Source organism: Syntrophorhabdaceae bacterium (assembly GCA_028698615.1).
In the GTDB taxonomy this organism is placed as follows: Bacteria; Desulfobacterota; Syntrophorhabdia; order Syntrophorhabdales; family Syntrophorhabdaceae; genus Delta-02.
The window spans coordinates 1-26,175 of the sequence record JAQVWF010000013.1 but is presented as its reverse complement, the minus strand read 5'-3'; the positions used below and the strand labels follow the sequence as shown (position 1 = coordinate 26,175).

Sequence of the window (26,175 nt, the reverse complement as noted above, 5' to 3'; positions counted from 1 at the left end):
GATATTTGCAGGCAAGTCTATTCTCTCTTTGCATCGAAAAACAGAGGCTAGCTTTTCACCTGTCCGCTTCTCCGCGGGTTTCTCCGTTCCATGTCCTGGTGATATGCGCGCGTGATGTCCCTTCTGCTTATCATTGATATGATCTTTCCGCGCTCCTCTTCGCTCACCACCGGCAACTCCCGCACGTCTATGTCCGCCATAAGTTTTAAAGCCGTGTTCAAGGAGTCATCCATGGTGACCGCCGTCACTCCCGTCACGGCTATGTCCCTTGCGACAAGGAGGCGGTGCAGGGTAGCATCTGCCATGGCCGTACGGAGATCGGTCATAGAGATAATTCCGACAAGGTCACCGTTCCTGTCCACAACAGGAAAATCCTGCTGATCTGAATCCACCATAAGATCGAGCATGCCTTCGAAGCCCATCTCTTCGGGGATGGTCTCGACTTTTCTGTCCGGTACCACCGCGTCTCTCACCAAAAGGCGACCCATTATATCGATGGAGTAATCCCCCACGTGTGCAGGAGAATCAACCCTTGTGGCTACCTGCTTCTCATACAGAGATACCTTGCCGAGAAGAAGGTACGAAAGGGCCGAGACAACCATCATGGGAAGAATGAGGTTGTAACCTCCGGTCATCTCAGCGACCATGATAAGTGCCGCGATCGGAGTTTTCGCGACTCCGGCAAAGAAACCCCCCATGCCAACCAGAACAAACGCGGCCGGTTCGGTCACGATCTGCGGGAATATCCTTCCGCACAGGTTTCCATAGAACCCCCCCAGCATTGAACCGATAAAAAGGGATGGCGCGAACACGCCCCCGCTCCCTCCGGAACTGATGGTGAACGAGGTGGCGATCACCTTACCCGCGACGAGAGCTATCATAAGACCTACCGCAAGCCGTCCATCGATGGCCGACTGGATCCATTGATAACCGCCCCCAAGGACCTCCGGCAGGAAGAACGCAAGCATACCGAGCATCAGGCCCCCTATCGCCGGCTTGAGCGACCTTGGGATGTTGAGCGGCGCGAAGACCCGGTCTCTCATGCCATAGAAAACCTTAACGTAAAGGTAACCCACAAAGGCACACAGGAGCCCCAGGATCCCATAGAACGGTAACTGGCCAAGAGTTGCGAGAGTGAAAGCCGGGATATGAAAGATGGTTGCAGTCCCATCATGGAGCGTAAAAACCATAAATCCGACTACGGAAGAAAGGATGCAGGGGATGATCGCCTCGAATTCGAAGTCCGCCCTGCTGTAAAGGACCTCGGCGGCAAAGAGGGCGGCGCCCAATGGCGCCTTAAATATGGCTCCTATTCCGCCCGCTGCCCCGGCCAGGAGCATGATGCGCCGTTCCTTATCACTCAACTTAAGAAGGGATGCGAGTATGGAACCGAACCCCGATCCGATCTGCGCGATAGGCCCTTCTTTCCCCGCCGATCCTCCCGATGCGATCGTGATTGCCGATGCGAAAGTCTTGATCACCGGCACCCGCTTCCGCACAATACCTTTCTTCCTGTGAAAAGTATCGATCATGGCGTCCGTACCATGCCCCTCCGCTTCCGGGGCAAACTGAAACACAAGGAAGCCTGAAACCAGTCCTCCAAGAGCAGGAATCCACAACATCATCCATCGATCAAAGGAAAAACCAAGAAAGGTAAAACCGGATGAATGACCCGGTGACAGGTACAGGAGCAGGTCCCGCGTGAAGAATTGCGTGCCCACCTTGATCGTATAATCGAAAGCTATTCCACCAAGGCCCGATACAACGCCTATGACAATACCCAACAGGGTACCTATCCAAATTCGCTTAATACGCCTCGGGGCGAAGGGTTCAGGGACTCTGGCCATCATGCGTGCCTATTGTACCATGAATGTACTGGAAGTGAACTGACTTTTTACCCCGCCCGTGCTCGCCATCGGCCTCATGACAGCATCCTGAGCTATTCGCCGGTGCGGTCCAGCACCTCGCGGACCTTCCGAAGGAACCTGTCCAGCGACAGTGGTTTGGCGATGAAGTCGAACTCTCTATCCTTTATCCCCTTGTCCAGGACAACATCCTTCGTGTACCCGCTGGTAAAGAGCGCCTTGACACGGGGGTCTATCATGCGCATCTCCTCGTAGGCCTCGCGCCCGTTCTTCTTCGGCATCACCGAGTCAACGATGACGAGGTCTACGTCCCGGTTCAGCCTGAACCTCTCTATCGCATCTTCACCGTCCACGGCCTCGATGGTCCTGTAGCCGTACTCCTGAAGCACATCCCGCATGATATGCCGCACCTCTTCGTCGTCCTCCGCGATGAGGATCGTCTCCTTCCCTCCCGTTACGGGCATCGCCGTATCGTGTTTCTCATCGACCCCCGTCATTGCCGCGGGGAGGTAGATACGGAAGGTGGTGCCCCGGTCCGGTTCGCTGTACACGGTGATGTATCCGTTGTGCTGTTTTATGATGCCGTAGACGGTGGCGAGGCCGAGACCCGTGCCTTTCCCGGTCTCCTTCGTGGTGAAGAAGGGGTCGAATATCTTCCCCCGTGTCGCCTCGTCCATGCCCTCTCCCGTATCGGAGATGTTCATCAGCACATACCTTCCCGGCTCCCCGAACCCGTGGATGTCGACGAACCGACTGTCCATACCGGCGATGTCCGTCCCTATGGTGAGCGTCCCGCCCTTCGGCATTGCGTCCCTGGCATTGGTGACAAGGTTGAAGAGGACCTGGTCCATCTGCGACTTATCGGCCATCACCACCGTATCGTCCTGTGTCAGGGACGTGCGCAGCTCTATGTCCTCGGTGAGGAGCCTCTTGAGCAGCTGTTCCGTCGTCCCTATGGCCTCGTTCATATCCATGGGGACAAGCGTGACGGACTGCTGCCTGCTGAAAGCCAGGAGACCCTGGGTGAGATCGGTCGCCTTCTTGGAGGCCGTGAGGATCTGGTCCACATATGGCCGCAGGGGGCTGTCCTTACCCATCTTCATCTGCATGAGGGAGGCATACCCGATGAGGGCGGTGAGGATGTTGTTGAAGTCGTGGGCGATGCCGCCCGCAAGGGTTCCGATGGACTCTATCTTCTGGGCCTGGCGCAGCTGTGATTCAAGCTTTCTTAGCTCCGTCAGGTCTTCGCAGGTCATCAGGTAATCACCGGAGGCAAGGACCGAAGAAATGAATTCCACTATCTTCCGTGTCCCGTCCCTGCACGTAACGGTGAAAACCCTCGGCTTGCGTTCACCCGGCCTGGCATCCCTGAAGTCCTCCACCCAGGCCGCGATAACCGTATGCCTGCGTTCGGTGTCAGGATAGGCCTTTCTGAACCATGCCCTTCCATCGGGGACATCGGACAGGTCGTACCCGAAGAGCCTGGTGAACTTGGTGTTGATATAGCTGAAACGACCATCTCTGTCGATAAGGACCAGCCCGAAGGGGGCACTGTCCGAGAGGGTCTGCAGCTTCTCTCTCTCGTGGAGTATCTCCTCCTCGACCCGTTTGCGGTCGGTGATATCGACAGAAACACCGAGAATCGCGGGCCTGTCATTATCCAGATGCCGATAAGGGATCTTCGTGGTTTGAAACCACCCGAGTGTTCCATCCTTGCGCATTATCTGTTCCTCGGGAATGAACAGGGGCTCGCCCTTTTCAATGACCGCACGGTCGGCCACATTATAGATGGTTCTTTGTTCCTCCGAGGCTCCATAATCGAGGTCAGTCTTGCCGATCACGTCCTCCGTGTCAACACCGAACACGTCAGCGACCGCCTTGTTGGCAAGCAGGAAGATCCCGTCCATATCCTTGGCAAAAATGTAATTCGGCACGGTATCGATAACAAACCGGAGATGCATTCTTTGCCGCTCCAGTTCTTCTTCCGCCTTCTTGCGCTGAGTGATATCCCGTATGGCCGCAAGATGCGACCTCCGGCCATTCCACATCAGATAAGTGATGGTGATCTCCACGGGGAAAACGGTTCCGTCCTTTTTTTTCTGATAGCGAAGGGGGACCGCGATCACTTCTTTGCATATGACATCTCGTGTTAGCTCCGGTTCAACAGAGAGATCCGTGATCCTTATGCGGAGAAGTTCCTCCTTGCTGTATCCATAAAGAGACGACGAGGCATTGTTTGCCTCGAGGATGCGATATGTCTCGTTATCGACGAGAAAGATCGCATCCGCTCCAAGGTCGAAGAGGCGGCGGTACCTTTCTTCACTCTCTATGGCCGCCTGTTCCGCCTGCTTGAGCAATGTGATGTCATCTGTGGTTCCTTCGTAATAAAGGATCGTGCCCGTTGCGTCCTTTGCAGCCCGGGCATTCACGGAGATCCATATGGGAGTCCCGTCTTTCTTTGTTGCCTGGAACTCGAACCCCTGCGCCACGCCCCGCTTGTCCATCAACTCTCTGAACCTTGCACGGTCGGCCTCATCGGCATAGATATGTGTGTCGACACCGATCGCGCCGGTAAGGAATTCTTCCGGCGACGAATACCCGAACATCTTGACATAGGAAGGATTCACGCTGAGGAACCGTCCTTCGGGAGTTGTCTGGAACATGCCCTCGACAGCATTCTCGAAGATGGAACGGTATTTGGTCTCACTTTCCCTGAGCGCTTCCTCTGACCGCTTGCGCTCGGTAATGTCGCGCACGATTGCCTGCAGATAGATGTCGCCGCCAAGCTCGACGCTGTTAAGGCTTACCTCGGTATCAAAGAGTGTCCCATCCATCCTCGTGTGTTTCCACTCAAAGAACTGTGGAGCACCCTTCACAGCCATACGCATTTTTCCAATGCCTTTTTTCGATGAAGCGCGCCCGTCGGGTTGGATCTCAGGTGAGAAATCAACGGGCGAGCGTTTGATAATATCTTGCTTGCTGCAGCGAAACACATCCAGCGTCTTATTGTTGCAGTCAACAATGAGGTAGTCTCTTATAATGAGGATGGAATCATTGGCCGTATCAAAGAGAGTGCGGAATTTGTTTTCATTCTCCCTCAGGGCCTCCTCTGCGCGCTTGCGCTCGGTAAGGTCGCGCACGAAACCGAGGATGACCCTTTGATCCATGCGCGCGATCACGATGGTGTTGATCTCAACGGGTACGAGATGACCCTCCTTGTTGATCAGTTCAAACTCATCGGGACCCGTGGACTTGCCTTCGATACTGACCCGAAAAAGCTCCGCGGCCCTGGTCAGGCTTCTTTCTGACAGCAGGTTCAACTCAAGAAAGTTTTTGCCGATCAGTTCATCCCTGCTGTAACCTGTGATCTCTTCGCTCTTGCGGTTGCCGTAAAGGAAATTGCCTTCCATGTCGGTCATATAAATACCGTCCGGGGCGTTCTCCAGATAGGTCTTCAGCAGGGCCTCGCTCTTCCGCAGCGCCTCCCCGTTACATAAGTATTCCTTTTCCGATCGTTCAAATTCTTCTGTTTTCTGTCTTGAGGCGGATATCTCCTGGCGTTGTTCCTGACCTTCCCTGGACGGATCTTTCATATCACCTTCACCAATTGTACTTGGAACCGGTAGCTCGCCATACACGTTTCATTATAATTATCGCACAATACCCTTGAGACTTAGGAGAATTTGCCCGGCGGCCATCGACTCTACCCCGGCCTTCCCCGGTAAGGTCCCCCGGGAAAACTCCCTGCAACAACCGCGGCCGCAGGCAAAAGGATCGAAACAAATGTCTTTTTATTATACAACAAAGGGGACAGCCTCATCATAGGAAGCCTACCATGAAACAAAGCTTTCCTGCTTTGCTTTTCATTGGGAAGAGGTTACGACGGGCGATGGAAAATAACAAGTATGCGGATAGCGGGATCCGTCAATATCCCGGTGGGCCACCCTCTCGGGCATCACTGATCGAGGGCGAGAAGCTACATTGGCGGGTCTTCGGCGGGGTCAATAAAAAAGCCCCCCTGCTATGGGAGGCTTTTAAACGCAAAATGAGGTTCAGGTCTTACAGCTTGCGAACATTCTCAGCAGCAGGACCCTTGGGGCCCTGGACGACCTCGAAACTGACACGATCACCTTCAGCCAGCGATTTATAACCTTCTCCCTGGATTGCAGAATGATGTACGAATACATCCTTGCCGCCATCCTGCTCGATAAAACCAAATCCCTTTGAATCATTGAACCATTTGACTTTTCCTTCTGGCATCCTCTCTCCTTTGCTTGGGTTTATCCCTGAGATCACTTACACTCTTTAAGTATGAATAGTTCTTTCTGGAAATGCAAGAATTTTCACGTCTACCATCAGATACTGATTGCCGGCGGAGAGGATCACACAGAGCAAACATCCTGCATGAACGGACGCCAGGGGTGTACTGCACCAACGTCAAGAGGATCTTTTCGGCTGTTTATCCTCTTTCTGTTTCTTCTTCAGTTGCTGTTTTTCAAGGTTCTGTTTCTGACCCTTCTCTTTGTCCTTCTTCCCTTTGTCTCCCATTGTACACCCCCTTTCCTCCGTACAAGCAACAGCTATACCAGCACCAATCCTACTCCTATCGATGCGTTTTGTCAAAGGGTATATCCAGACCGGACGCAGCATCGTTAACGATCACAGAGGATCTTCCAGTTTCTTGAGTGACTGCCTGTCCCTGTCGGGATGTCACGAAAACTCCCCGTTGCTGACGTGTAAACTGGTTATGCCAGTAACATCGTAAACAGGGGTAAAAATGGATATCATAAGGAGGGCAGCTTATCTCAGGCCCTGACGCCACCAGACTCACGAGGGACAAGGTTGAAGATACATGGTCGGCGATCTCAGTCGGCAGAAATGATCCTCATTACTGCTGTCTGTACTCGATGACATTCGGCGTCTTCTTGAGCCCCTCGATGAAACGATCGGCATCCTTATCGGGAATGTCGTATTCATAGACATCCCGGGAGAAATTATCGCCGTCTTTGATCTCTCTTTCGACATACCCGTAGCAGTCGATCCTGGCACCGTTCGCATCAAGCTTGTCGGCCGGAAGCTCAAAGGGTTCGCCCTCACTGTTGAGCCCATTCCTGTATGTGACTCTGAATATAGCCATCGCATCCCCTCCTTATTCTGTGCAATTCCTTATTCTATGCCAGCTCTCCTATAAGAGTCACAGCCTGTGCTATGAAAGTCACCGTCTGTTCCATGTACCCGCCGACGCCTGGTGGAGTCGCGGTATCACTGGCTATCCTTTTGACGTCATCGCTCACCGCTTGAAGCCCGGGTATCTGCAGCTTCAGTCTTCCTGCAGCCTCCAGGAAAAGAACTTCATCACGCATGGTCCCGACCTCAGTCAGGTGAGCCTGGAATACATCGAGAGACGCAAGGTCGATGCGGATCTGCCTGACAACCTGAGGATCGTAACCATGACTTGCATCGACCGCCCTGTTCAGGTAGTCTTCCGCAAGCCGAATAGCTTCGGCCGCACCCGATATTATCGTTGCGGGACTTCGGTCACCTTCGATCATGGATCCAGCTGACATACCCTTCCTCCCTGCTGCTGACGGTCACTGTGCTGCCATCCTTCTATACTAATCCCCGGAGCTTTATATTGCAAGGAGCAAGGACTGTAGAAACAGAGGAAGGGGCGCGGTTGTTGATCTTGCCGCCGGCAATCCAGTGCCCGAGCCGACTCTGGCTCTCGATCATGGCTTCACGGGCAGATAGGTCTCCGGCTCGTCCACCTGCGCGCGACGGATGGCAAAGGGGGTGAGGACACCAGCACGCTGACAGATCGCAGGAACAGGCCCTTGTGACATCGCCCCAAGGGGCCTTTTCTTGTTTTTCGATACCGCTGGCCGGTAATTGCCGGGCATAATTTTCCCATTGAGGAATTATTTTCCCACTTTCGGACCATAAGAACGCACGAGGAACCGTTCCTTGTTGCCGGCATTCGTTGAAATGGCGGTGGAATGCCGATGAGGTTCCATCCGCGGCACCACATTTGCAGTTGACTTCCTTCGATGTATGACGAGAAAAGGAGGGAAACATGATAGGTTCAATAGCCCAGGGTTATGCGGCAAGGGCTCTCCTGTCCATCACCAGCAAGGTCCTGCGCGGGGCAGAGACCGAAAACGGCGGGACGGCGCAGGACACCTTTCGGGACGGAACGACGGGCAAGGCCGGGCCGGATACGCTCGCACTATCGAACAGGGGAAAACTCCTCGCCGCAAATGAACTGCTGCTCCCCACGGCCGCGAACATTCAAGCGCTCTCGACCACCCTCGCCCGCGACATGGCAGCTCTTCTCGCAAAGCAGGGGATATCTTCGGCGCCGTCCTTCGAGGTCGATGTTGATGAGCGAACCATGGATATCACCGTCAAGGGAGACAGAAACGACAAGGCCGCCATAGCGCAAGCGATCAATGGCGACGAAACGATCAAGAACGGCATCAGGACGCTTGCCGCTATAAGCAGCCACGCGGCTGCCATGACGGGATCGATGAACTTTCAGAAAGAATACATGGCCAGCACGAACTCCGATAACATCGTCTCAAGATATGCGTCCCTCTTTCAGGAGCAGAAAGGAAACGACATTTCTATCCGCTTCGACGGAACAAACGTCGCGGTGCTTGCGAACGGACAGGAGTATATGTCCGCCCGAACGTGAGGAGGGAAGACTATTCAGAGTTCGAAGTTCGAGGAACAAGGCCTTATTGATGTGAGAGGTAAAAACACCTCCCGATCAATGAGGATATCTGCAATAGCGGTCGAAGCCTAAGACCTTTGCCGCGCCGGCCACGGTGACTCCGAAGAAGACGACCGGTTTTTTTCCGACAAACTGCGTTATGCTCCCGTTCACACAGGTGGAACCTGTGGCGATAATGATATCGCCCCAGGCAAGGACATCGTCTGTCGCGTCGGGCCCCTCTATGATAATGCCGGACTTCTTCCTTCCGATGTTGTCCTTGTCAAGGTCGAGGACCCGCATTTGAAAGATCTCCGAGAGGCGCTCGATCATGCCGGGCTGAAAACCGACGAAGGCAATGCGGGGGTCACCAAACTTTTCCCTGACGTAGGCAACGAGTTCCCTGGCACACCGCCCCGGTTCGTCGTCCCTGCAGTGGACAGTGCCCGTTATGAGTCCGGCGTCGCGCATGACGGCATTGACTGTGGCGATAAAAACAGCCCTCTCGAAATTATTTTGGAGGGGGAGACTGATAACATCGCGAATGCTCCCTTCAAACCCGCCGGGCATGTCGGTGAAGGCGTGCCCCTTGCTCCCCCGGAAAACTGCCTCAACCATGGCCTCCTTACCCTTGAGAAGAGGATAATCATCGCGGCCGGTCTCGCCTATCGCCTCCTTTGGTGGAAGCGGGCGCGCCGATACAACCGCGACGCCTTCATCCATTGAGTCCCCGGCAAGCCGCCTGAGTTCTTCCCTGAGTTTTTCATAAATGTCCATAAGAACCTGTCCCCTTGAACGGGCGTTGTATACCACCCTAGATAGCGTACTATACGCGAATCGGCGGTCACTTGTCAACAGGGGAAAAAACAAAACAACACGGGACCCACAGAGCCTGTAAGGTCTATATTACCTGCGCTCCTCCCCCTATAATTTCTTACCCTGAAACCTTCAAACCGCCTTCAGGGCCGGTACCTGTATTGAAACGGCTCGGCCTGCTCCCTCGTGAACATCTCCTGCACCATGGAGGAGATGAGCCACCTCAGGGGTGCGAATGGTCTCTTCCCGTAAACAAGCTCCGGCTTGCCCTGGATACCGACGGCCTTCTTCATCTCGTCGACAACGTCATAGAAGGTTCCTATTCCGTCGATGAGGCCCGCATCCTTTGCCTGAAGGCCGGTGTATATCCTGCCGTCGGAGAGTGTCCGCGCCTTTTCAAGAGGCATTTTCCGCCCTGCGGCCACGTCTTTTATGAACTGCTCGTGGATGCTGTTGATGATATCCTGCAGGTACTGACGCTCGCTGTCGGTCATCTTCCTGAAGGGGTTTCCCACGTCTTTCATGGAACCCGCCTTGAGGGTATTGCTCTGGATCCCGATCTTCTTCATCAGGTCTTCCACCACGGTCTGCTGCATGATGACACCGATGGAGCCGGTGATGGTGGATGGATTGGCGTAGAGCTTCTCACCCACGGAGGCGATATAATAGCCCCCCGAGGCACAAACGGACCCCATGGAAACATAGACCTTCTTGACCGCCTTGAGCTTCTGAAGTTCCCTCGCCACTTCCTGCGTCGGACCAACGGCCCCGCCGGGCGAGTTGATCCGCACTATCACCCCGAGCACCCCGTCATCCTCTTTGAATCTCACCACATCGGCCATGACATCCTTCAGATCGGCGATCGTTCCTTCGATCTCGACCACCCCGATCTTGCCGCCACCTCCGCTGCCGAACATGCCCGACAAAAAACTGGCGGCAAAGATCACCACCGCTATCACTATGGTAACAATGAGCAGGATCTTCCTGCCTGTGTGACCGGCCATATCATTTCCTCCTTACGGTGAACATATTCGTCCCCTATCGGTCCAACCGGGCCTCACGGGTTCTCATCCGCGAGCGCAGCCACATCCCTCGTCTTCATGATAATTTTACCAAAAGGACGCCGCTGTGTCAGCGTCGCCAGCCGTATCTTGGCCAGTTCCAACATTCCAAGGATGGTGGCAACACGTTCGTTCCTGTCTTCTTCGGTGACGATATCCCATTCAAAAAACCCTTCCGACCTCAGAAGGTCCTTGAGGGCCATGATCTTTTCCTCGAGGGTCGGCCTCACCTCGCGCACCATGAAATACGGCTCCTCCTTGACATTCATCAGCTCGAAGTAAAGATTGCACAGGCACAGAAGGTCGAAGTCGGCTTCCTTCTCCAGATTACCCCTGCCGATACAGTACACGTCCCGCTCGAGCATAGGCAGTTCGTTGATGGCAATGGCCATGTTCCGCACGCGCTCGTACTCGATGATGCGCTCCACCAGTTCTTCCCGGGGGTCCTCCTCATCGTTCGTCCCGGTGGAAGGCAACAGCATCTTCGATTTGATGAACAGGAGAAGGGAGGCCATCTCGATGAAATCCTCAGCTATCCTGAGATTCATGTCCCTCGCTATCTCCACGTACTGGAGGAAACGGTCTGCGATGAGGGCTATCGGAATGTCCCAGATGCTGACCTTGTTTCGCTTGATGAGCGTGATGAGGACCGCCATGGGGCCCTCGTAGCATTCAAGCTGAACTTCCAGAGGCGGGATGAGAAGACTCATGTCACGATCCCCCTTTCAACGAGATAGAGCTCAAGAAAATGGGACTCCGCCTCCTTCGTCTTGAGGTTCAGGTCGATCTTGGCGTCCTTCAGGTCCTCAAGGATCGCCTTATAGAGAGGCCCCTCAGGCACGCCGAGCCTCTTGAGATCATTACCCGTCGTGAACGGCCTGTAGGAGTCATGATGGGTAATGTAGTTCGAGATCGCCTTCTTTATCTCCTGGGAGCGCGTCTTCGCCATGATAAAGAGCATGGCTTCCCGGGACAGCACATCCAGAAGACGGTATACCTCGCTCTTCTTGATTCCCGCCATGCCATGGGAAAAACGGGCCATCGTCACCCGCAGGTGCTCCACGTTCTCCACGGTGCGCTTCCTGAAACGCTCGCTTATCTCCATTCTTGCTGCAAAGGCATCCACATCGGAAAGCTTCATGTTGTCGACGATGCCCAGGATATAGAGTTGTACCTTGTCAATGGGCTTCCCCTGGTAAAGGAACTCATGCCATTGATACACGGCATGTATCTGTGTAAAAAGCTTTTCCTTTTCCCTGTTGAAGACAATGTCCGGCGAAATGAAGCGCAAGAGTCCGAGATCCTCGAGCCTCCCGAGGACGGCCTCGGGGGCATCCTCCTTCAGGATGAGGGCCAGTTCCGCCCAAATCCGCTTCCCCCGCATCTTGTCGAGGATATTCAGTTTCACGGCGTTCTTGATGAGACTCAAGGTCTGCTTTCCTATCTTGAACCCGAATCTCTTCTCGAAACGGATGGCGCGGAACACCCTCGTCGGGTCCTCGACAAAGCTCAGGCTGTGGAGGACGCGGATCATCTTCTCCTTGATGTCCCGCTGGGCGCTGAAGAAGTCCACGAGTTCGCCGAAGGTGTTCCTGTTGAGGGATATGGCCAGCGTGTTAATGGTAAAATCGCGACGGTGAAGGTCCAGCTTCAGGGAGCCATACTCCACGGTGGGCAATGCCGCGGGAGCCCTGTAATATTCGAGACGCGCAGTTGCGATGTCTATCTTGAAACCGTCGGGAAAAAGTATCTTTGCCGTCGAGAATTCCCTATGGGAGCGTATCCTGGCGTTGAATCTTTCTACCATGGCCTCAGCAAAGGCGATGCCGTCGCCCTCGATAACAACGTCGATATCGTTGTTCTCGTTGCGAAGAAGAAGGTCCCGGACGAAGCCGCCCACGAGGTAGCAATGGAAACCCATCCCGTCGGCAAGATTTCCCATATCAACGAGCTTTCCCATGGTCTTATCGTCCAGCCGCTCTTCCATGAGCTTGCGAACATTTTTGCGCTGCACATATTTATCGTGGAATTCGAGCTTTTCAAGGACGGTCTTGGCAATCTCGTCCTCGAGGATCCTCAGGAGGTCCGTCCTGGTGATCGCCCCCTTGAGCTCATTCTTCTCCACCACGGGAAGAAAGCGCTGGTTGCCGCCGATGATCTTTTCCTTCACCGCCTCGATGGAGTCCTCAGGAGACACCGCCCGGAACTCGGTGAACATGTAGTCGTCGACAGGCTGGTTCTCCAGTTTATGAAAAAGGGCCTTCGCCGCCACCTGGCGCGTGATGACCCCCACCACCCTGTCCTTCAAAAGCACCGGCATGGCGTTGATGTTGTACTTCGTGAGAACGCTCAGGGCCTCGCCTATAGGGCTCTGTGAATCGACGGACTTGACGGGAAAGAACATGATGTCCTTTGCCTTCCAAAGGGGCTTTACGCTGTTGCGAAGGATCTCGATAAGCCTTTCCTTCGCCTCGGGAAGGGTCATCTCCTTCACCGTCGATGATGCGGCGACCTTGTGCCCTCCGCCGCCGAAGAGGGACATGACATATCCCGAATCAACCTCGGGGATCCTGCTGCGCCCTATTATGTGGATCCGGTCCTCCATCCGGAAAAGGGCGAATACGGCGTTGACGTTTTCCATGTCCCTGTATTTGTGGACGATGACGGCCAGATCCCCCACATATTGTTCGGTGCTCCCCTCTGTGATGACAACGTCGACTCCGTTAATGTTGCAGACCGTAGCGTTCTTGATGATGTCATTGAGAAGAAAGACCTGTTCCGGGGTCAATTCGCGGACAAGCATGTCGGAGACGAGATTGATGTTGGCTCCCTGCGAAAGAAGGTAGGATGCCGCCTCGAAGTCCTCCACGGTCGTCGAGGAGAACCGGAAGCTGCCCGTCTCCTCGTAGATACCGAGCATCATTATCGTCGCCTCCTCGGGCGTGAGCTTGATGCCCCGTTCCCTGATGATAGATATCAGGATGGTCACCGTCGCACCAACGCTCCTGACTATCTCGATATCGGCCTTCACGTCGTTTTCCGAATCGGGGTGGTGGTCGTAAACATGTATAGTTGCCTTCCCGTTCTCCGCCACCTTTGCAAGGTCGCCGATGCGTGTCTTGTCGCGGGTATCGACGAGAACGAGGGTGTCGACGGAATCCTGTTCTATCTTCTTGAGCTTGGCTATGTCGAAGAGATAGAGCGTGGAGTGGATGAGAAAATCGCGGAGCGTCTTCTCCTGGGATCCCGGGAAAACGAGCGTCGCGTCGGGGTAAAGCTTCTTTGCCGCCACCATCGAGGAGAGGGAGTCGAAATCTGCGTTCACATGGGACGTGATAACCTTCATCAACCCCTCGGGTGGTGTTTTTTATGGATCTCCTTCAGACGCTTCGAGTCCACATGTGTGTATATCTGAGTGGTCGATATATCCTCGTGTCCAAGGAGCACCTGAACCGACCTTAAGTCCGCTCCGCCCTCAAGGAGGTGCGTAGCAAAGGTGTGCCGTATCGTGTGCGGCGACACGCGGCCCTTGTGCAGTTGAAGACCGTATTTCCTTATGATCTTCCAGATGGCCTGGCGGGTCATCATGCCGCCCCGGCGGTTGGGGAAAAGGTACTGACCGGCGGGTTTGCCCATCTCCAGGTAGTCCTTGACGGCATCCCTGGAATAGGAACCAAGGGGCACGACCCGCTCCTTGGAACGCTTTCCCATGGCAATCACAAAACCTCCCTCGAGGTTGATATCCCCCTTCTTAAGTCTGACCAGCTCCGACACCCTCAGGCCCGTCGCATAGAGAAGCTCGAGGATCGTCCTGTCCCTCAGCGCCATCTTCTGGCCATCGGGCAACCGGATAAGTTCAGACATCTCGTCTTCGCTGAGCACCCGGGGGATAGGCGGCCGGAATTTCGGCGTGTCAACATCCTCGAGAGGGCTCACTTTTATCTTGCCATCGAGGAGGAGATAATTAAAAAAACCCCTTAGTGCGGAGATGCTTCTGACAATGCTGCGTGTCGACCTCCCCTTTTCGCGCATGTGGCCCATATAGGTTTCCACATGCCGCCTTTCGGGCTCAGCGCAGGAAATTTCCTCGAGGTATTTGAGGAATGCGAGGATATCGCGGTTGTATGCCTCGACGGTAAGCGGCGACAGGCCGCGCTCCGAGACAAGATGACGAACAAAGCTGTCGAGATGGTGGTAGAGACGTTCCACCCGTTGTATCTCCCCTATACCCCTGTCGAGCCAAAGCCTCCCTGGCCGCGGCAGGTATCGGTCAGGCTCGCGACGGACCGGAAGTCGACCCGGGCGAGTTTCTTGAAAACCATCTGCGCTATGCGGTCCCCCCTGTTTATCGTAAAAGGCTCACTGCCAAGATTGATGAGGATCACCTTGACCTCGCCCCGGTAGTCAGAATCGATGGTGCCAGGGGTATTGAGGACCGTCACGCCGTGTTTGTGGGCAATGCCGCTCCGCGGCCGAACCTCGGCCTCGAAGCCCTCGGGTATACCGATAAAAATGCCCGTCGGAACAAGGGCCCGGTCCATAGGCGCGAGCACGATGGGATCGTCAACAAAGGCGCACAGATCGACACCTGACGAGTGATCCGTCGCATAAACGGGTATCGCCGCCCCGTCCAGTGTTCTTATAAGGACATCTATTCTTTCCATACCTTCTCAACCTTCTGTCGGTCAACATTGCCAAGGACGGTCAGGGATATCTCCGAGGGATGTTTGAATATCTCCCCGGCAATGGCGGCTACATCCTTTTTCCTGATCCTGTCTATCTCACGGAGGGTTTCCTTGAGAGGAATATAGGCACCGAAATATATCTCGTTCTTCGCAAGGCGCCCCATCCGCGTATCCGAACCTTCAAGGGCAATAAAAAGGTTGCCCTTGATGTGCTCCTTCGAAAAGGAAAGTTCCGCATCCGTTATGCCCCGGTCGCGGATACGCACTATTTCTTCCTTGATGAGGCCGAGCACCTCCGCTATGGATTCCTGCGATGTCGACGTGGATATGCCGAACGTACCGGCATCGTGATAACAGTTGACATAGGAGTAGATATTGTAGACAAGGCCCCGCTGTTCCCTGATCTCCTGGAAAAGGTGGGAACTCATGCTGCCGCCCATAATGGCGTTGAGTATGTAAAGCACGTATCTGCGCCTGTCGACCTGGCTGACACCATCGGTGCCGATGCACAGATAGACGTGCTCCAGATCCTTTTCGTAGATGTCGATTCCCGTCGTAGGATAGGGGGCGACGAGGGCATTCGCTCCGGCGCTTCCCGGAGAGATACCCAGGAAGCGTCGTCTTATGTCCTCCACGCAGGCATCGTGGCTTACCCGGCCGCTGATCGTTATGATGGTGTTCTCCGGCCCGTAGGAGTCCTTGAAATAGTCTGTCAGCTGATCTCGTGTCAGGCGGTCCACCGTCTCTTCCGTCCCAAGTATGGGCATCCCGAGGGCATGCTCCCTGTAATAGGAGGCGTTGAACATATCGTAGATATACTCCTCGGGATTATCTTCGATCATCTTGATTTCCTGATTGATAACGTAGCGCTCCTTCTCGATGTCCTCGGGGGCAAAAAGCGAGTTCCGCACCATGTCATAGATGATATCCAGTGCAATGTTCAGGTCTTTGCGCAGGACCCGCGCGTAGAGGCAGGTGTATTCCCTGCCCGTGAAGGCATTGATGGAGCCGCCGATGGCGTCGATCTCACGGGCGATATCGTACGCCGTGCGTCCCGTCGTCCCCTTGAAAAGCATGTGTTCGATAAAATGAGAGATGCCGTTGTTGCCGACCGTCTCGTAACGGCTCCCCGCCTTCCACCATATACCTATCGAAACCGTCGAATAGTATGCGATGGATTCTGTAACGACGGTGATACCGTTATCGAGTACGGTTTTCTTATACATCTACTTACGGCTGTCCCTTCCCGTCCTTGAGAACAGCCTTTCTCGACAGTTTTATCCTGCCGTTATCTTCCACGCCGATGACCTTTACGGTCATAGCGTCGCCTTCCTTTGCGACGTCGGAGGCCTTCTTGACAAACTTGTCATCGAGCTGGCTCACATGGCAGAAACCGTCCATGTTGGGACCGAGTTCCACGACCACGCCGGCGTCGAGCACCCGCCGGACTATACCCTCGTATACGGTGCCCACTTCGACATCCTTCACGATGGATTTGACTATCTCGATGGCGGCATTAGCGGACTCCTCGTCGACGGAAACAATGTTGACGGTCCCCGAATCGTCGATGTCTATCTTGACGCCCGTTCTTTCAATGATGCTCCTGATGACCTTTCCGCCCGGGCCGATGACTTCCCGTATCTTGTCGGGCTTGATCATCATGGTGTAGATCCTCGGGGCGTAGGGTGAGAGGCTTTCTCTCGGCTTTTCGATGGTCTGGGCCATAATGTCAAGGATCGTTCCGACGCCCTGCTGGCCCTGAATGACCGCTTTCTGCATCGTGTCCTTGGATATTCCCTTTATCTTGATATCCATCTGAATGGCAGTGACGCCTTCGCGCGTGCCGGCAATCTTGAAGTCCATGTCGCCGAGGTGGTCCTCGTCACCGAGGATGTCGCTGAGAATGATCTCCTGGTCCCCTTCTTTTACAAGGCCCATGGCTATGCCTGCCACCGGTTCCTTGATGGGCACGCCGGCGTCCATAAGTGAAAGACAGCCGCCGCACACGGTCGCCATCGAAGAAGAGCCGTTCGATTCAAGGATCTCTGAGACGATCCTGATAGTATACGGGAAGGCCTCCCTCTCAGGCAGGATAGGGGTCAACGCCCGCTCGGCGAGATTGCCGTGGCCTATCTCGCGCCGCGTGGGTCCGCGGAGCATGGAGGCCTCGCCCACCGAAAAGGGCGTGAAATTATAGTGCAGAAGAAATGTCTTGTATGTCTCTCCCTCGTGGAGTGATTCGATCTTCTGCTCGTCATCGGATGTCCCGAAGGTGGTCACTGCCAGCGCCTGCGTCTCGCCGCGCGTGAAGACCGCTGAACCATGTGTCCTGGGAAGGGAGCCGACAACACAGGAAATGGGCCTGATCTGATCGCTTGCCCTGCCATCGATCCTTTTGCCCGTTGCGAGCAGCTGCTCGCGCATGAGATCCCGCGTTGCGTCTTCATATGCTTTTGCGATGACCCCCGCTTCCTCGTCGGTATATCGGGCTTTCAGGTCCTTGAGGATCTGGTCCTGCCGTTCGTACCTTTCCAGCTTGGCTTTGATGGCAAAGCTCTCAACAAGGTCTTTCTCGACTATGCCGCGGACTTCCTTCTTCCTGTCGGAAAGGTCTTCGGCAACCTTTACCTGCCTCTTCGGTCTTCCTACCCTGGCGCAAAGCTGCTCCTGCATCTCGATGAGCGGCATCATGGACTGGTGCCCGAACTCTATCGCTTCGATAAGATCGGTGCCCTTCACAAAATGCGCCTCACCCTCCACCATGATGATGGCGTCACGGGTTGCCGTGACGACGATATCGATATCGCTGTCCACCATTTCCGGAAAGGTCGGGTTCGCCTTGAGGACCCCGTTTATCCTTCCCACTCTGACCGCCGCGAAAGGTCCCTCAAAGGGAATGTTCGATATGGTGACCGCACAGGATGCGCCAACGAGGCTCAGGATGCCGGGATCATTGTCCTGGTCAGCCGAAAGAACCGTTGAGATCACCTGCGTTTCACATCGCCAGTTTTTCGGGAAAAGCGGCCTCAGTGGTCGGTCGATAAGTCGGGATGTGAGTATCTCCCGCGTGGTCGGACGACCTTCCCTCTTGAAGAACCCGCCGGGAAACTTGCCAGCCGCGTACAACATCTCCTGGTAGTTGACGGTCAGGGGAAGGAAATCCTTGTCCTTCTCCACTTTCTCGGAAACAGCGGTGACAAGAACTACCGTGTCCCCATAACGTGCAACAACGCTTCCATCGGCCTGCTTAGCCAGACCTCCCGTACTGAGGGTCAGCGGTCTACCTGCGAATTCGATAGTAATATTTTCTTCCATATTTTTCCTATTATTCCTTTATTTTCTCAGACCCAGTCTTTCTACGACTTTCTTGTAGCGGTCCACATTCTTCTCCTTGAGGTAGCTAAGGAGCCGTCTTCTGCTTCCGACGAGAACGAGAAGCCCTCTTCTGGAATTGTGATCCTTGGAAAATCTTTTGAAATGCTCCGTCAGGGATCTGATCCTTTCCGTGAGAAGCGCGATCTGCACCTCCGGGGAACCGGTGTCATTATCGTGGGTCTTGAAATCCTCGATGATCGACTTTTTCCGCTGAGTGTCGAGTGGCATATATTCCTCCTTCTTAATGATTGATCAATCGTTTTATTTTTATGGTTTTCGATCCGAGGTCCGCAACTCCCACGCCTATAAGCGTCCCCTGCTTGTTGAAGAGCCTCGCAGCTTCACCGTGCCTCCATTCCTTCGCGCTGCCCGCTATCGGCACGGGCATACCGTGTTTCAGGAACTTCTCAAGAACCGTCTCCACGACCATGCCGCGCACTGACCCCAGGATATTCTCCAAGGGTAACAAATAGTCTAACAGGTCTTGCTCCATTTTGAAATAATCAATATCAGTCCCCATCTCTTCCGTGAAGTCTCCCTGCTTGGTCCGTTTCAGCGTATAGAGGGTGGCCCCGCAGCCGAGCTTCTCACCGAGGTCGCTTGCGAGCGCCCTGATGTAGGTACCCTTGGAGCACGTCACCTCCAGATCCAGATAGGGGTGGGTGTAGTCAAGAAGGGTGATATCAAAGATCTCCACCTCCTTGATTGGCTGTTCTACCTGCACACCGCTTCGCGCCCATTTATAGAGAGGCTTGCGGTTGACCTTTTTCGACGAATAGGCGGGAACGAGCTGGGTTATCTTTCCCAGATAGGCCTTGAGCCCATCCTCGATGACCTGCCGGTCGAAGGGCTCCGTCGGTGTCTCGGTAAGCACCTTTCCCTCGATATCCTGCGTGTCGGTGGTTATGCCGAGAAGACATCTCGCGCGGTACTGCTTTTCCACATTTTCGAGAAAGGGGATGAGCTTCACCCCTTCGTCGAGGGCGACAGGGAGAATGCCCGTCGCGTTGCGGTCAAGTGTGCCTATGTATCCTATCTTTTTGAACTTGTGGAGCCTCTTGAGCCTTCTTATGACGTCATAGGAGGACATCCCTGCATTCTTGTCGATTATCAAAAATCCGTTCATATTCCCTGTATCCCGTTTCCTTCCTAATCTTTCAGCCTTCAGGCGTGCCGCCCTTTCAGGCACGGCCCTGTGCAATAATGTCTTCACAGTCTTTCATGCATCCTTCGGCCGCGAGGGCCTGGAGCAGTTTTTCTTCCGTTTCTTTCATGGTGCCTTCAATACGGCATCCGGCGGCATTCCGGTGCCCTCCGCCGCCGAAGACATTGCAGACGGCGGCAACGTCCACGGTGCCCTTCCCGCGCATGCTGACCTTGTGGTGGCTCTTGTCGATCTCCCTGATGAGCACCGCGACCTCGACACCCCGTATCTCCTTTATGAATTCGACAAAACCGTCGGTGAATTCGCGATTCGTGCCCGTCCTTTCAAACATGGCCGACGTCACGCAGGCCACAGCTATCCTGTCGCCATAGGTCGTCAGGGTGCGGAGCACCTCGCCGAGGAGAAGAAACCTTTCCTTGGGGTGGTTCTCGTAGACCATCATTGCCACCCTGGACGGTCTAACGCCTGCCCTCACCATCTCTTCGCAGATCCTGAAAGCCTCAAGGCTTGTGTTGTCGTACCGAAGCGAGCCGGTATCGGTAAAGACCGCCGTGTAGAGATTGATCGCGATATCGGGATCCACCTTCACACCCAGGGACCCGAGGACCCGGTATATGATCTCTCCCGTCGACGATGCCCCGGAATCGACAAGGTCGATCACGCCGAAGTGGTCGTTCGTATCGTGATGATCGATATTGACGACAGGCCCCAGGGAACCTATCTGATCGTGACCCTCCCCGACCCGAAACAGACTCCCGCAGTCGAGAACGAAAACAGCATCGTATTTCCCTTCAGGGACCGTATGAACAACCTTTTCCGGCGCCGGCAGAAATTCATACCGGTACGGTACCTTGTCCCTGAGATAGACCGTTGATTCCTTCCCCAGCACACCGAGGGCCATAGAGAAAGCAAAAGCGGACCCGATGGCGTCGCCGTCAGGATCTATGTGGGTCGTCACGAGAAAGCTGCGGCCTTCCGTGATCAACCTCTTAATCTTTGCCTTCATCGATCTCCTTTTTAAAGATCTCCTCCATCCTCTGCACCCTCTCCAGGGTGTCATCGAGAAGAAAGGTAAGTTCGGGTATGTATCTGAGCGTCACCCTTTTCCCGAGGAGGAATTTTATGTAGCCCTTGGAGCGTTTCAGGGCCTCAAGGGTGTGCTTTTGCTCCTCATCGCTCCCGTATATGGAGATATACACCTTCGCGGACTTCAGGTCCTCGCTCATCTTTACCTCGACAATGGTGATGAAACCAAGCCCGGGGTCGTGCAGCTCGCGCTGAATGATGAGCGATATCTCCTCGCGGAGCAGATCCTGGACACGAAGGCGCCGGTATCTCATATCTCGTTCCCGATAACGATGATCTCCGATGAAGTGTCGATAACCTCACCGAGATAAAGGGACTCCATGTATTCATGGACATTCTCTATGACTTTGTTCACGTGGTCCTGTCTCACCCCTGCGACGGTGAAACCGATGCTTGCCCTCTGCCACAGGTTCGATTGGTCCACCTCGATCATTGAAATATTAAACTTCGCCCGTGTCTTCTCAATCACTTTTCTCAGCATCTGCCGTTTGTCTTTGAGAGAGTGATTCTCAGGAAAGAAAATATCGACGCGAGAGACACCAACTACCATAACCTTCAACCATTTCGATCCCAGATCAAAGATGATACCGGGGCACCCATGAGGAGCCAACGCAGGCGTACTTCCAGTACATCGAAAAGCGCTCCGAAAAGGTAACGAAGGCTCCGCTTTGATAGGGAATCGAATCTAACCGTCAAGGGTCTGTTTCTCCTTTTCTTCAACAAAGAATTCAAAGACATCCCCTTCCTGTATATCGTTGTAATCCTCGAGCGAAATGCCGCATTCGTATCCCGACAGCACTTCCTTGGCATCATCCTTAAAACGTTTCAGGGCAGCTATCTTTCCCGTATGCAGGATCTTTCCGCCGCGGACGACCCTGATCGTGGAGTTGCGCGTCGCCTTGCCCTCCATCACATAGGAGCCGGCGATGATGCCGATTCGGGACACGGAATAGGTCTTCCGCACTTCAGCCTTGCCGATGGTCACCTGGACGATCTTTGGCGCCAGCATGCCTTCCATCGCCATCTTCACGTCGTCTATCATGTCGTATATGATCGAATAGTGCCTGATCTCGATCTTTTCCTGCTCCGCAAGCGCCTGCGCCTTCGCGACGGGTCGTACGTTGAAACCGATTATGATGGAACCCGACGCCATGGCCAGGTTCACGTCGGTTTCAGTTATCGCACCGACACCGCTGTGGGCTATCTGCACTTCGACGGCATTGGTGGACATCTTCTTCAGGGCCGCCACGATGGCATCGATGGTGCCGCGAACGTCGCCTTTGACGATGACGTTGAGAAATACCTTCTCTGTCTCGCCGATCTTTGAATAAAGGTCTTCAAGGGTTGTCCGCGCGCTCTTGAGCGCCTCCCTCTCGCGGAGTTTTTCCTGCCTGAACTTGGAGAGTTCTTTGGCGTACCGTTCTTCGGTAGTAACGATAAAACGGTCACCACCGTGGGGAACATCCTGAAAACCCACAACCAGGACCGGTGTGGATGGAGGCGCCATCTGGATCCTGCCGCCCTTGTCGTCGATCATGGCACGGACGCGTCCAAAGGTCATCCCCGAAATGAAAGGATCCTGTATCTTGAGAGAGCCGTCCTGGATAATGACGGTCCCGATGGGCCCATGACCCTTGTCAAGCTCGCTTTCAATGACGGTCCCCCGGGCCAGTTTGTCGGGATTTGCCTTGAGTTCCAGCATTTCGGACTGCAGAACGATAAGCTCCAGCAGTTCCTTGATACCCTCTTTCTTCTTGGCCGATATCCTGGCGAACAGTGTCGTGCCGCCCCAGTCCTCGGGAATGAGGTTCTGTTCGGCAAGCTCTTTCATGACCTTGTCGATATTGGCATTCTCCTTGTCGATCTTGTTCACGGCTACAATAATAGGAACCTCGGCGCTGCGGGCGTGGTTGATGGCCTCGACCGTCTGGGGCATGACCCCGTCGTCTGCCGCAACCACCAGTATGACGATATCCGTGACGAGCGCTCCCCGTGCACGCATGGCGGTAAAGGCCTCATGGCCCGGAGTGTCGACAAAAACGATCTCCTTGCCGTCCACGTTGACCTTGTAGGCACCGATATGCTGGGTGATACCGCCGGCCTCACGCTCGGCCACGTTTGTGTCCCGTATGGTATCGAGGAGGAGGGTCTTGCCGTGATCGACGTGGCCCATGATCGTGACAACAGGCGAACGCGGTTTCAAGTTCTCCTGGCTCTCGTTCTCCACTTCTTCCCGGGCAAAAAACTCTTCTTCGATGGAAACGATCCTTTCAACGTCGAAGCCGAACTCAGTCGCGGCAAGATATGCGGTATCGTAGTCGATCGTCTTGTTCACCGTCGCCATGACGCCGAGAGGCAGGAGTTTTTTGATGATGTCCTGTGCCTTGACGTTCATCCTTCTTGCAAGCTCGCCTACGGTGACCTCATCGCTGACCTTGACAACGCGCCTGGCGATCTTGGACTCGGGTCTCTTTTCCTCTTCCGTTCGTTGTCCGCCGCCCCGGTCCCTCCTGTCCTTCCTGAAGGACCCTGTTCTGGGCCTCTGTCTCCTGAAGGAATAAAGGTCTTCTTCCTTGATGACAACCTTTCTTTTCAGGGTGCCTTTTTTCTTATCCTTGGACTCCTCTGCCTCCTGCTCCTCGATCTTCTTGAGGAGCTTTTCCGTTTTCTTCTTCTGGCGCTCGGGTCCTTCCCCGCCTTCACCTTCGACGGCCTTAAAATCTTTCTCCAGGTCCTGTTTATAAGCCTCTTCGAGAACCTTCGTAATTTCCTTCTCTTTTTCTTCCGCAATATGCTCTATGTCACCCTTGGGAGCTTTGTCCTCGGCGGGAGCAGCCTGCGCTGCTCTCTCCGCCTCCTCAGGCGCTTCGTGCTGTCTTTCTTCTATATGGATATGAAGGTCTTCGGGGATCTTCCTCTGTGCCTCCTCGATGATCTCCTCTTCCAGCCTCGGGGCTTTCGGCGCCCTTCTTCTGGCAGGGGCCTTCGCCGAGGGGGCCTCGGCTTTTCTTTCCTCTTCGAGTTCCGGTCTCTCTTCTTTAGGTTCTTCTTCGGCCTTCGGGGGAGCCTTCACCCTCCGCCTGATGATGGTGGAAGCAACCCTTGTTTCAACAAGGGTTTCCCCCATTGTGGAGGTCTGTTCCTTTACCGCTTCGTGCGTTGTCTCGCCATCCTTCGGTTTGTCCTTGATCTTCACGCCGATCTTTTTCAGTTTGGCGAGTATCTCGTCATCGCTGGCCTTGTCGGTAAGGGCCGTAATCTTAATTTTCGTCATTCCTGATCCTTCCTTGCTCCCCGAGGCAGTTATTCGCCGGCTGGAACGATTTTCTCATCCTGCTTTGCCTCTGATTCCTGCCGCGCTTCCTGCGCCGGCTCTTCGGCACCCCCTTCTTTTTCGTCGATCTCTGTAAGCTGCGGGCTTTCACTTTCCGCAGCGGCATTGTTCTCTTCGGATTCCCTGGCTTCCTGCGCCTCGCGCGCCTTCTTCGCCATGATCGCCTTCGCCTCGTCGATGATGCGCCTGCAGTCCTCTACGGATATGCTGGTTATCTTGTTCATCTCTTCCGGCGTCAGCTTTGCTATGTCCTTCGGGTCGCGCAGGTATTCGTCGTGGAGTATGCGGGCAAGGATCTCGGATACCTTGAGATTGTCCACAAGCTCGTCGATGACCTTCTTGGATGTCTTTTCGACCTCGGACTCACTGCTTATGTCGATCTTCCAGCTCGTCAGCTTCGAGGCAAGACGAACGTTCTGCCCTTTCTTCCCGATGGCGAGGGAAAGCTGGTCATCGTTGACGATGACCTCCATCGAATGCTCTTCTTCATTTATATAGACCTTGGACACCCTTGCAGGCGCCAGCGTGTTGCAGACAAACTTCGCAATGTCCTTGCTGAAAGGGATGATATCGATCTTCTCGCCCCGAAGCTCCTGGACGATGCTCTGAACGCGGGAGCCCTTGACACCGACGCAGGCGCCAATGGGATCGATGTCGGGGTCTTCGCTGTAGACGGATATCTTGGCGCGTTCGCCCGGTTCACGGGCCGCCCCGATGATCTTGATGATCCCTTCCTGGATCTCCGGCACCTCAAGCTCAAAGAGTTTCATGAGAAACCCGGGATGGGTTCTCGACATGAGGATCATGCAGCCCTTCTGGCCTTTTTCCACGTCGAGAATAAGGCCTTTCACGCGCTCTCTCTGGCGGAACGTCTCGCCCGGTATCCCTTCTTTGAAAGGCATGAGGGCTTCCGTTCTCCCCAGGTTGATGATGTAATGGTTCTTTTCGACCCTCTGGATGACACCGGTGATGATCTCTCCCTTTTTGCCCTTGTACTCGTTGTAAATGACATCGCTTTCCGCGTTCCTCACCTTCTGTATGATGATCTGCTTGGCGGTCTGGGCGGCGATGCGGCCGAGGGACGACGTATCGAGCTTGATGCCGATGGCGTCGCCTACCATGCATTCGGGGTCATGATGCCTGGCGTCCTCTTCATTTATCTCCATGTCGGGCTCATTGACATTTTCAACGACGGTCTTGAACTGAAAGACCTCTATCTCTCCCAATTCTTCGTTGTAATGCGCCTCGAGATCGAGATGACTGCCGTATTTCTTCTTCGACGCCGACAATATAGCTTCTTCAAGAGCCTCGATAATGGTCTCTTTGGGTATTCCTTTTTCCTTTCCTACCTGCTCAATGACATAATTGAGATCAAAATACATCGTTACCCCTCAAAATCAAACTCCAAATGTGCCTTTTTTATAGCACATATCGGGATTGTAAACATACCTATTTTTTCCTCTATCGTCACTTCGTCGCCCGCTGCATCGACGATCGTTCCCAGGAACTCCCGTTTCCCTCCCACTTCCTCGTGAGTGATTATCCGGCACTTCTTCCCCCTGAACCTCGCGAAGTCTTCCCGGCTCTTCAGGGATCGCGTCAGACCCGGAGACGAAACCTCCAGGGTATACGGCTGTTCGATGGGATCTTCAACATCGAGGACCCTGCTCAGTTCACGGCTCACATACTCGCAATCGGCGATCGTCACGCCCCCTTCCTTGTCGATGAAGATCCTCAGAAGCCATCTTTTGCCGGAAGGGCGTAATTCTATCTCAACCAACTCCAGGAGGCGTTCGTCAAGGATGGGTGCAACTATGTCTTTTATCTTTTCTATGGTTTCCGTGGCGGATATCATCCTGACTAAAAATTAAAAAAGCGGGCTGAACCCACTTAATCTCATTGTTTTATCATAGTTTGCGGGGGAATGCAATGCCAAATACCAGCATTTCTGGTAACGTCAAGTATTTTGTGTCAGCAGCCAAAAACATAGTGCACCCCATAGCGTATGTTCTCATAGAGGAAGACTGCATACAGGATCCGCTCCATGCTGGTCCTGTTCTCGAAGACCCCCATGGG

22 protein-coding genes are annotated in these 26,175 nt (G+C 54.3%); 1 reads left to right on the top strand and 21 read right to left on the bottom strand.

Annotated elements, in window-relative coordinates; genetic code table 11:
• Positions 1 to 47: 47 nt before the first annotated feature.
• The 5 genes from PHC90_06730 to PHC90_06710 all read right to left on the bottom strand — a co-directional run bounded on the left by PHC90_06730 (position 48) and on the right by PHC90_06710 (position 7,432).
• Entirely contained in the window at positions 48 to 1,784 is a 1,737-nt protein-coding gene (locus tag PHC90_06730) for a chloride channel protein (protein MDD3846043.1), read from the bottom strand.
• A 155-nt stretch (positions 1,785 to 1,939) separates the two neighbouring features.
• A complete protein-coding gene (locus PHC90_06725) occupies positions 1,940 to 5,458 on the bottom strand; it encodes a PAS domain S-box protein (GenBank protein ID MDD3846042.1) in 3,519 nt (1,172 codons plus the stop codon).
• Positions 5,459 to 5,924: 466 nt separating this feature from the next.
• Positions 5,925 to 6,125, bottom strand: coding sequence for a cold-shock protein (locus tag PHC90_06720; protein ID MDD3846041.1), 201 nt, complete (start codon positions 6,123 to 6,125; stop codon positions 5,925 to 5,927).
• A 628-nt stretch (positions 6,126 to 6,753) separates the two neighbouring features.
• Complete coding sequence (locus PHC90_06715) at positions 6,754 to 7,002, bottom strand: hypothetical protein (GenBank protein MDD3846040.1); 249 nt, start codon at positions 7,000 to 7,002, stop codon at positions 6,754 to 6,756.
• 34 nt (positions 7,003 to 7,036) lie between these two features.
• On the bottom strand, positions 7,037 to 7,432 hold the full coding sequence (locus PHC90_06710) for a hypothetical protein (GenBank protein MDD3846039.1): 396 nt from the start codon (positions 7,430 to 7,432) through the stop codon (positions 7,037 to 7,039).
• Between the two features lie 506 nt (positions 7,433 to 7,938).
• On the opposite strand from PHC90_06710, the gene PHC90_06705 reads away from it, so the two are divergent.
• Positions 7,939 to 8,559 (top strand): hypothetical protein, encoded by a 621-nt coding sequence (locus PHC90_06705; protein MDD3846038.1) that lies wholly within the window; start codon positions 7,939 to 7,941, stop codon positions 8,557 to 8,559.
• A 75-nt stretch (positions 8,560 to 8,634) separates the two neighbouring features.
• Here the strand turns inward: PHC90_06705 and PHC90_06700 are convergent, their stop codons facing one another.
• The 16 genes from PHC90_06700 to PHC90_06625 form a co-directional block, all read right to left on the bottom strand.
• Positions 8,635 to 9,354, bottom strand: coding sequence for a DUF364 domain-containing protein (locus PHC90_06700; protein ID MDD3846037.1), 720 nt, complete (start codon positions 9,352 to 9,354; stop codon positions 8,635 to 8,637).
• 182 nt (positions 9,355 to 9,536) lie between these two features.
• On the bottom strand, positions 9,537 to 10,397 hold the full coding sequence (gene sppA, locus PHC90_06695; GenBank protein MDD3846036.1) for a signal peptide peptidase SppA: 861 nt from the start codon (positions 10,395 to 10,397) through the stop codon (positions 9,537 to 9,539).
• A gap of 53 nt (positions 10,398 to 10,450) precedes the next feature.
• Positions 10,451 to 11,164, bottom strand: a complete 714-nt coding sequence (locus PHC90_06690; GenBank protein MDD3846035.1) for a segregation/condensation protein A — start codon at positions 11,162 to 11,164, stop codon at positions 10,451 to 10,453.
• Complete coding sequence (locus PHC90_06685) at positions 11,161 to 13,800, bottom strand: CBS domain-containing protein (GenBank protein MDD3846034.1); 2,640 nt, start codon at positions 13,798 to 13,800, stop codon at positions 11,161 to 11,163. Before PHC90_06685 ends, PHC90_06690 begins: the two co-directional genes overlap by 4 nt.
• Complete coding sequence (locus PHC90_06680) at positions 13,800 to 14,663, bottom strand: tyrosine recombinase XerD (protein ID MDD3846033.1); 864 nt, start codon at positions 14,661 to 14,663, stop codon at positions 13,800 to 13,802. The genes PHC90_06685 and PHC90_06680 overlap by 1 nt, the downstream gene beginning before the upstream one ends.
• Before the next feature lie 14 nt (positions 14,664 to 14,677).
• Positions 14,678 to 15,118 (bottom strand): dUTP diphosphatase, encoded by a 441-nt coding sequence (gene dut / locus PHC90_06675; GenBank protein ID MDD3846032.1) that lies wholly within the window; start codon positions 15,116 to 15,118, stop codon positions 14,678 to 14,680.
• Positions 15,106 to 16,365, bottom strand: a complete 1,260-nt coding sequence (locus PHC90_06670; protein MDD3846031.1) for a pitrilysin family protein — start codon at positions 16,363 to 16,365, stop codon at positions 15,106 to 15,108. The genes dut and PHC90_06670 overlap by 13 nt, the downstream gene beginning before the upstream one ends.
• Before the next feature lie 4 nt (positions 16,366 to 16,369).
• Complete coding sequence (gene pnp / locus PHC90_06665; protein ID MDD3846030.1) at positions 16,370 to 18,454, bottom strand: polyribonucleotide nucleotidyltransferase; 2,085 nt, start codon at positions 18,452 to 18,454, stop codon at positions 16,370 to 16,372.
• A gap of 18 nt (positions 18,455 to 18,472) precedes the next feature.
• Entirely contained in the window at positions 18,473 to 18,742 is a 270-nt protein-coding gene (rpsO, locus tag PHC90_06660) for a 30S ribosomal protein S15 (protein MDD3846029.1), read from the bottom strand.
• A gap of 13 nt (positions 18,743 to 18,755) precedes the next feature.
• A complete protein-coding gene (gene truB / locus PHC90_06655) occupies positions 18,756 to 19,640 on the bottom strand; it encodes a tRNA pseudouridine(55) synthase TruB (protein MDD3846028.1) in 885 nt (294 codons plus the stop codon).
• Positions 19,641 to 19,695: 55 nt separating this feature from the next.
• On the bottom strand, positions 19,696 to 20,685 hold the full coding sequence (locus tag PHC90_06650; protein ID MDD3846027.1) for a bifunctional oligoribonuclease/PAP phosphatase NrnA: 990 nt from the start codon (positions 20,683 to 20,685) through the stop codon (positions 19,696 to 19,698).
• Positions 20,669 to 21,019, bottom strand: a complete 351-nt coding sequence (gene rbfA / locus PHC90_06645; protein ID MDD3846026.1) for a 30S ribosome-binding factor RbfA — start codon at positions 21,017 to 21,019, stop codon at positions 20,669 to 20,671. Before rbfA ends, PHC90_06650 begins: the two co-directional genes overlap by 17 nt.
• Entirely contained in the window at positions 21,016 to 21,315 is a 300-nt protein-coding gene (locus tag PHC90_06640; GenBank protein ID MDD3846025.1) for a DUF503 domain-containing protein, read from the bottom strand. The genes rbfA and PHC90_06640 overlap by 4 nt, the downstream gene beginning before the upstream one ends.
• A gap of 135 nt (positions 21,316 to 21,450) precedes the next feature.
• On the bottom strand, positions 21,451 to 24,039 hold the full coding sequence (infB, locus tag PHC90_06635) for a translation initiation factor IF-2 (GenBank protein ID MDD3846024.1): 2,589 nt from the start codon (positions 24,037 to 24,039) through the stop codon (positions 21,451 to 21,453).
• Positions 24,040 to 24,068: 29 nt separating this feature from the next.
• Complete coding sequence (gene nusA, locus PHC90_06630) at positions 24,069 to 25,481, bottom strand: transcription termination factor NusA (GenBank protein ID MDD3846023.1); 1,413 nt, start codon at positions 25,479 to 25,481, stop codon at positions 24,069 to 24,071.
• 2 nt (positions 25,482 to 25,483) lie between these two features.
• Positions 25,484 to 25,954, bottom strand: a complete 471-nt coding sequence (locus PHC90_06625; GenBank protein MDD3846022.1) for a ribosome maturation factor RimP — start codon at positions 25,952 to 25,954, stop codon at positions 25,484 to 25,486.
• Positions 25,955 to 26,175 lie beyond the last annotated feature (221 nt).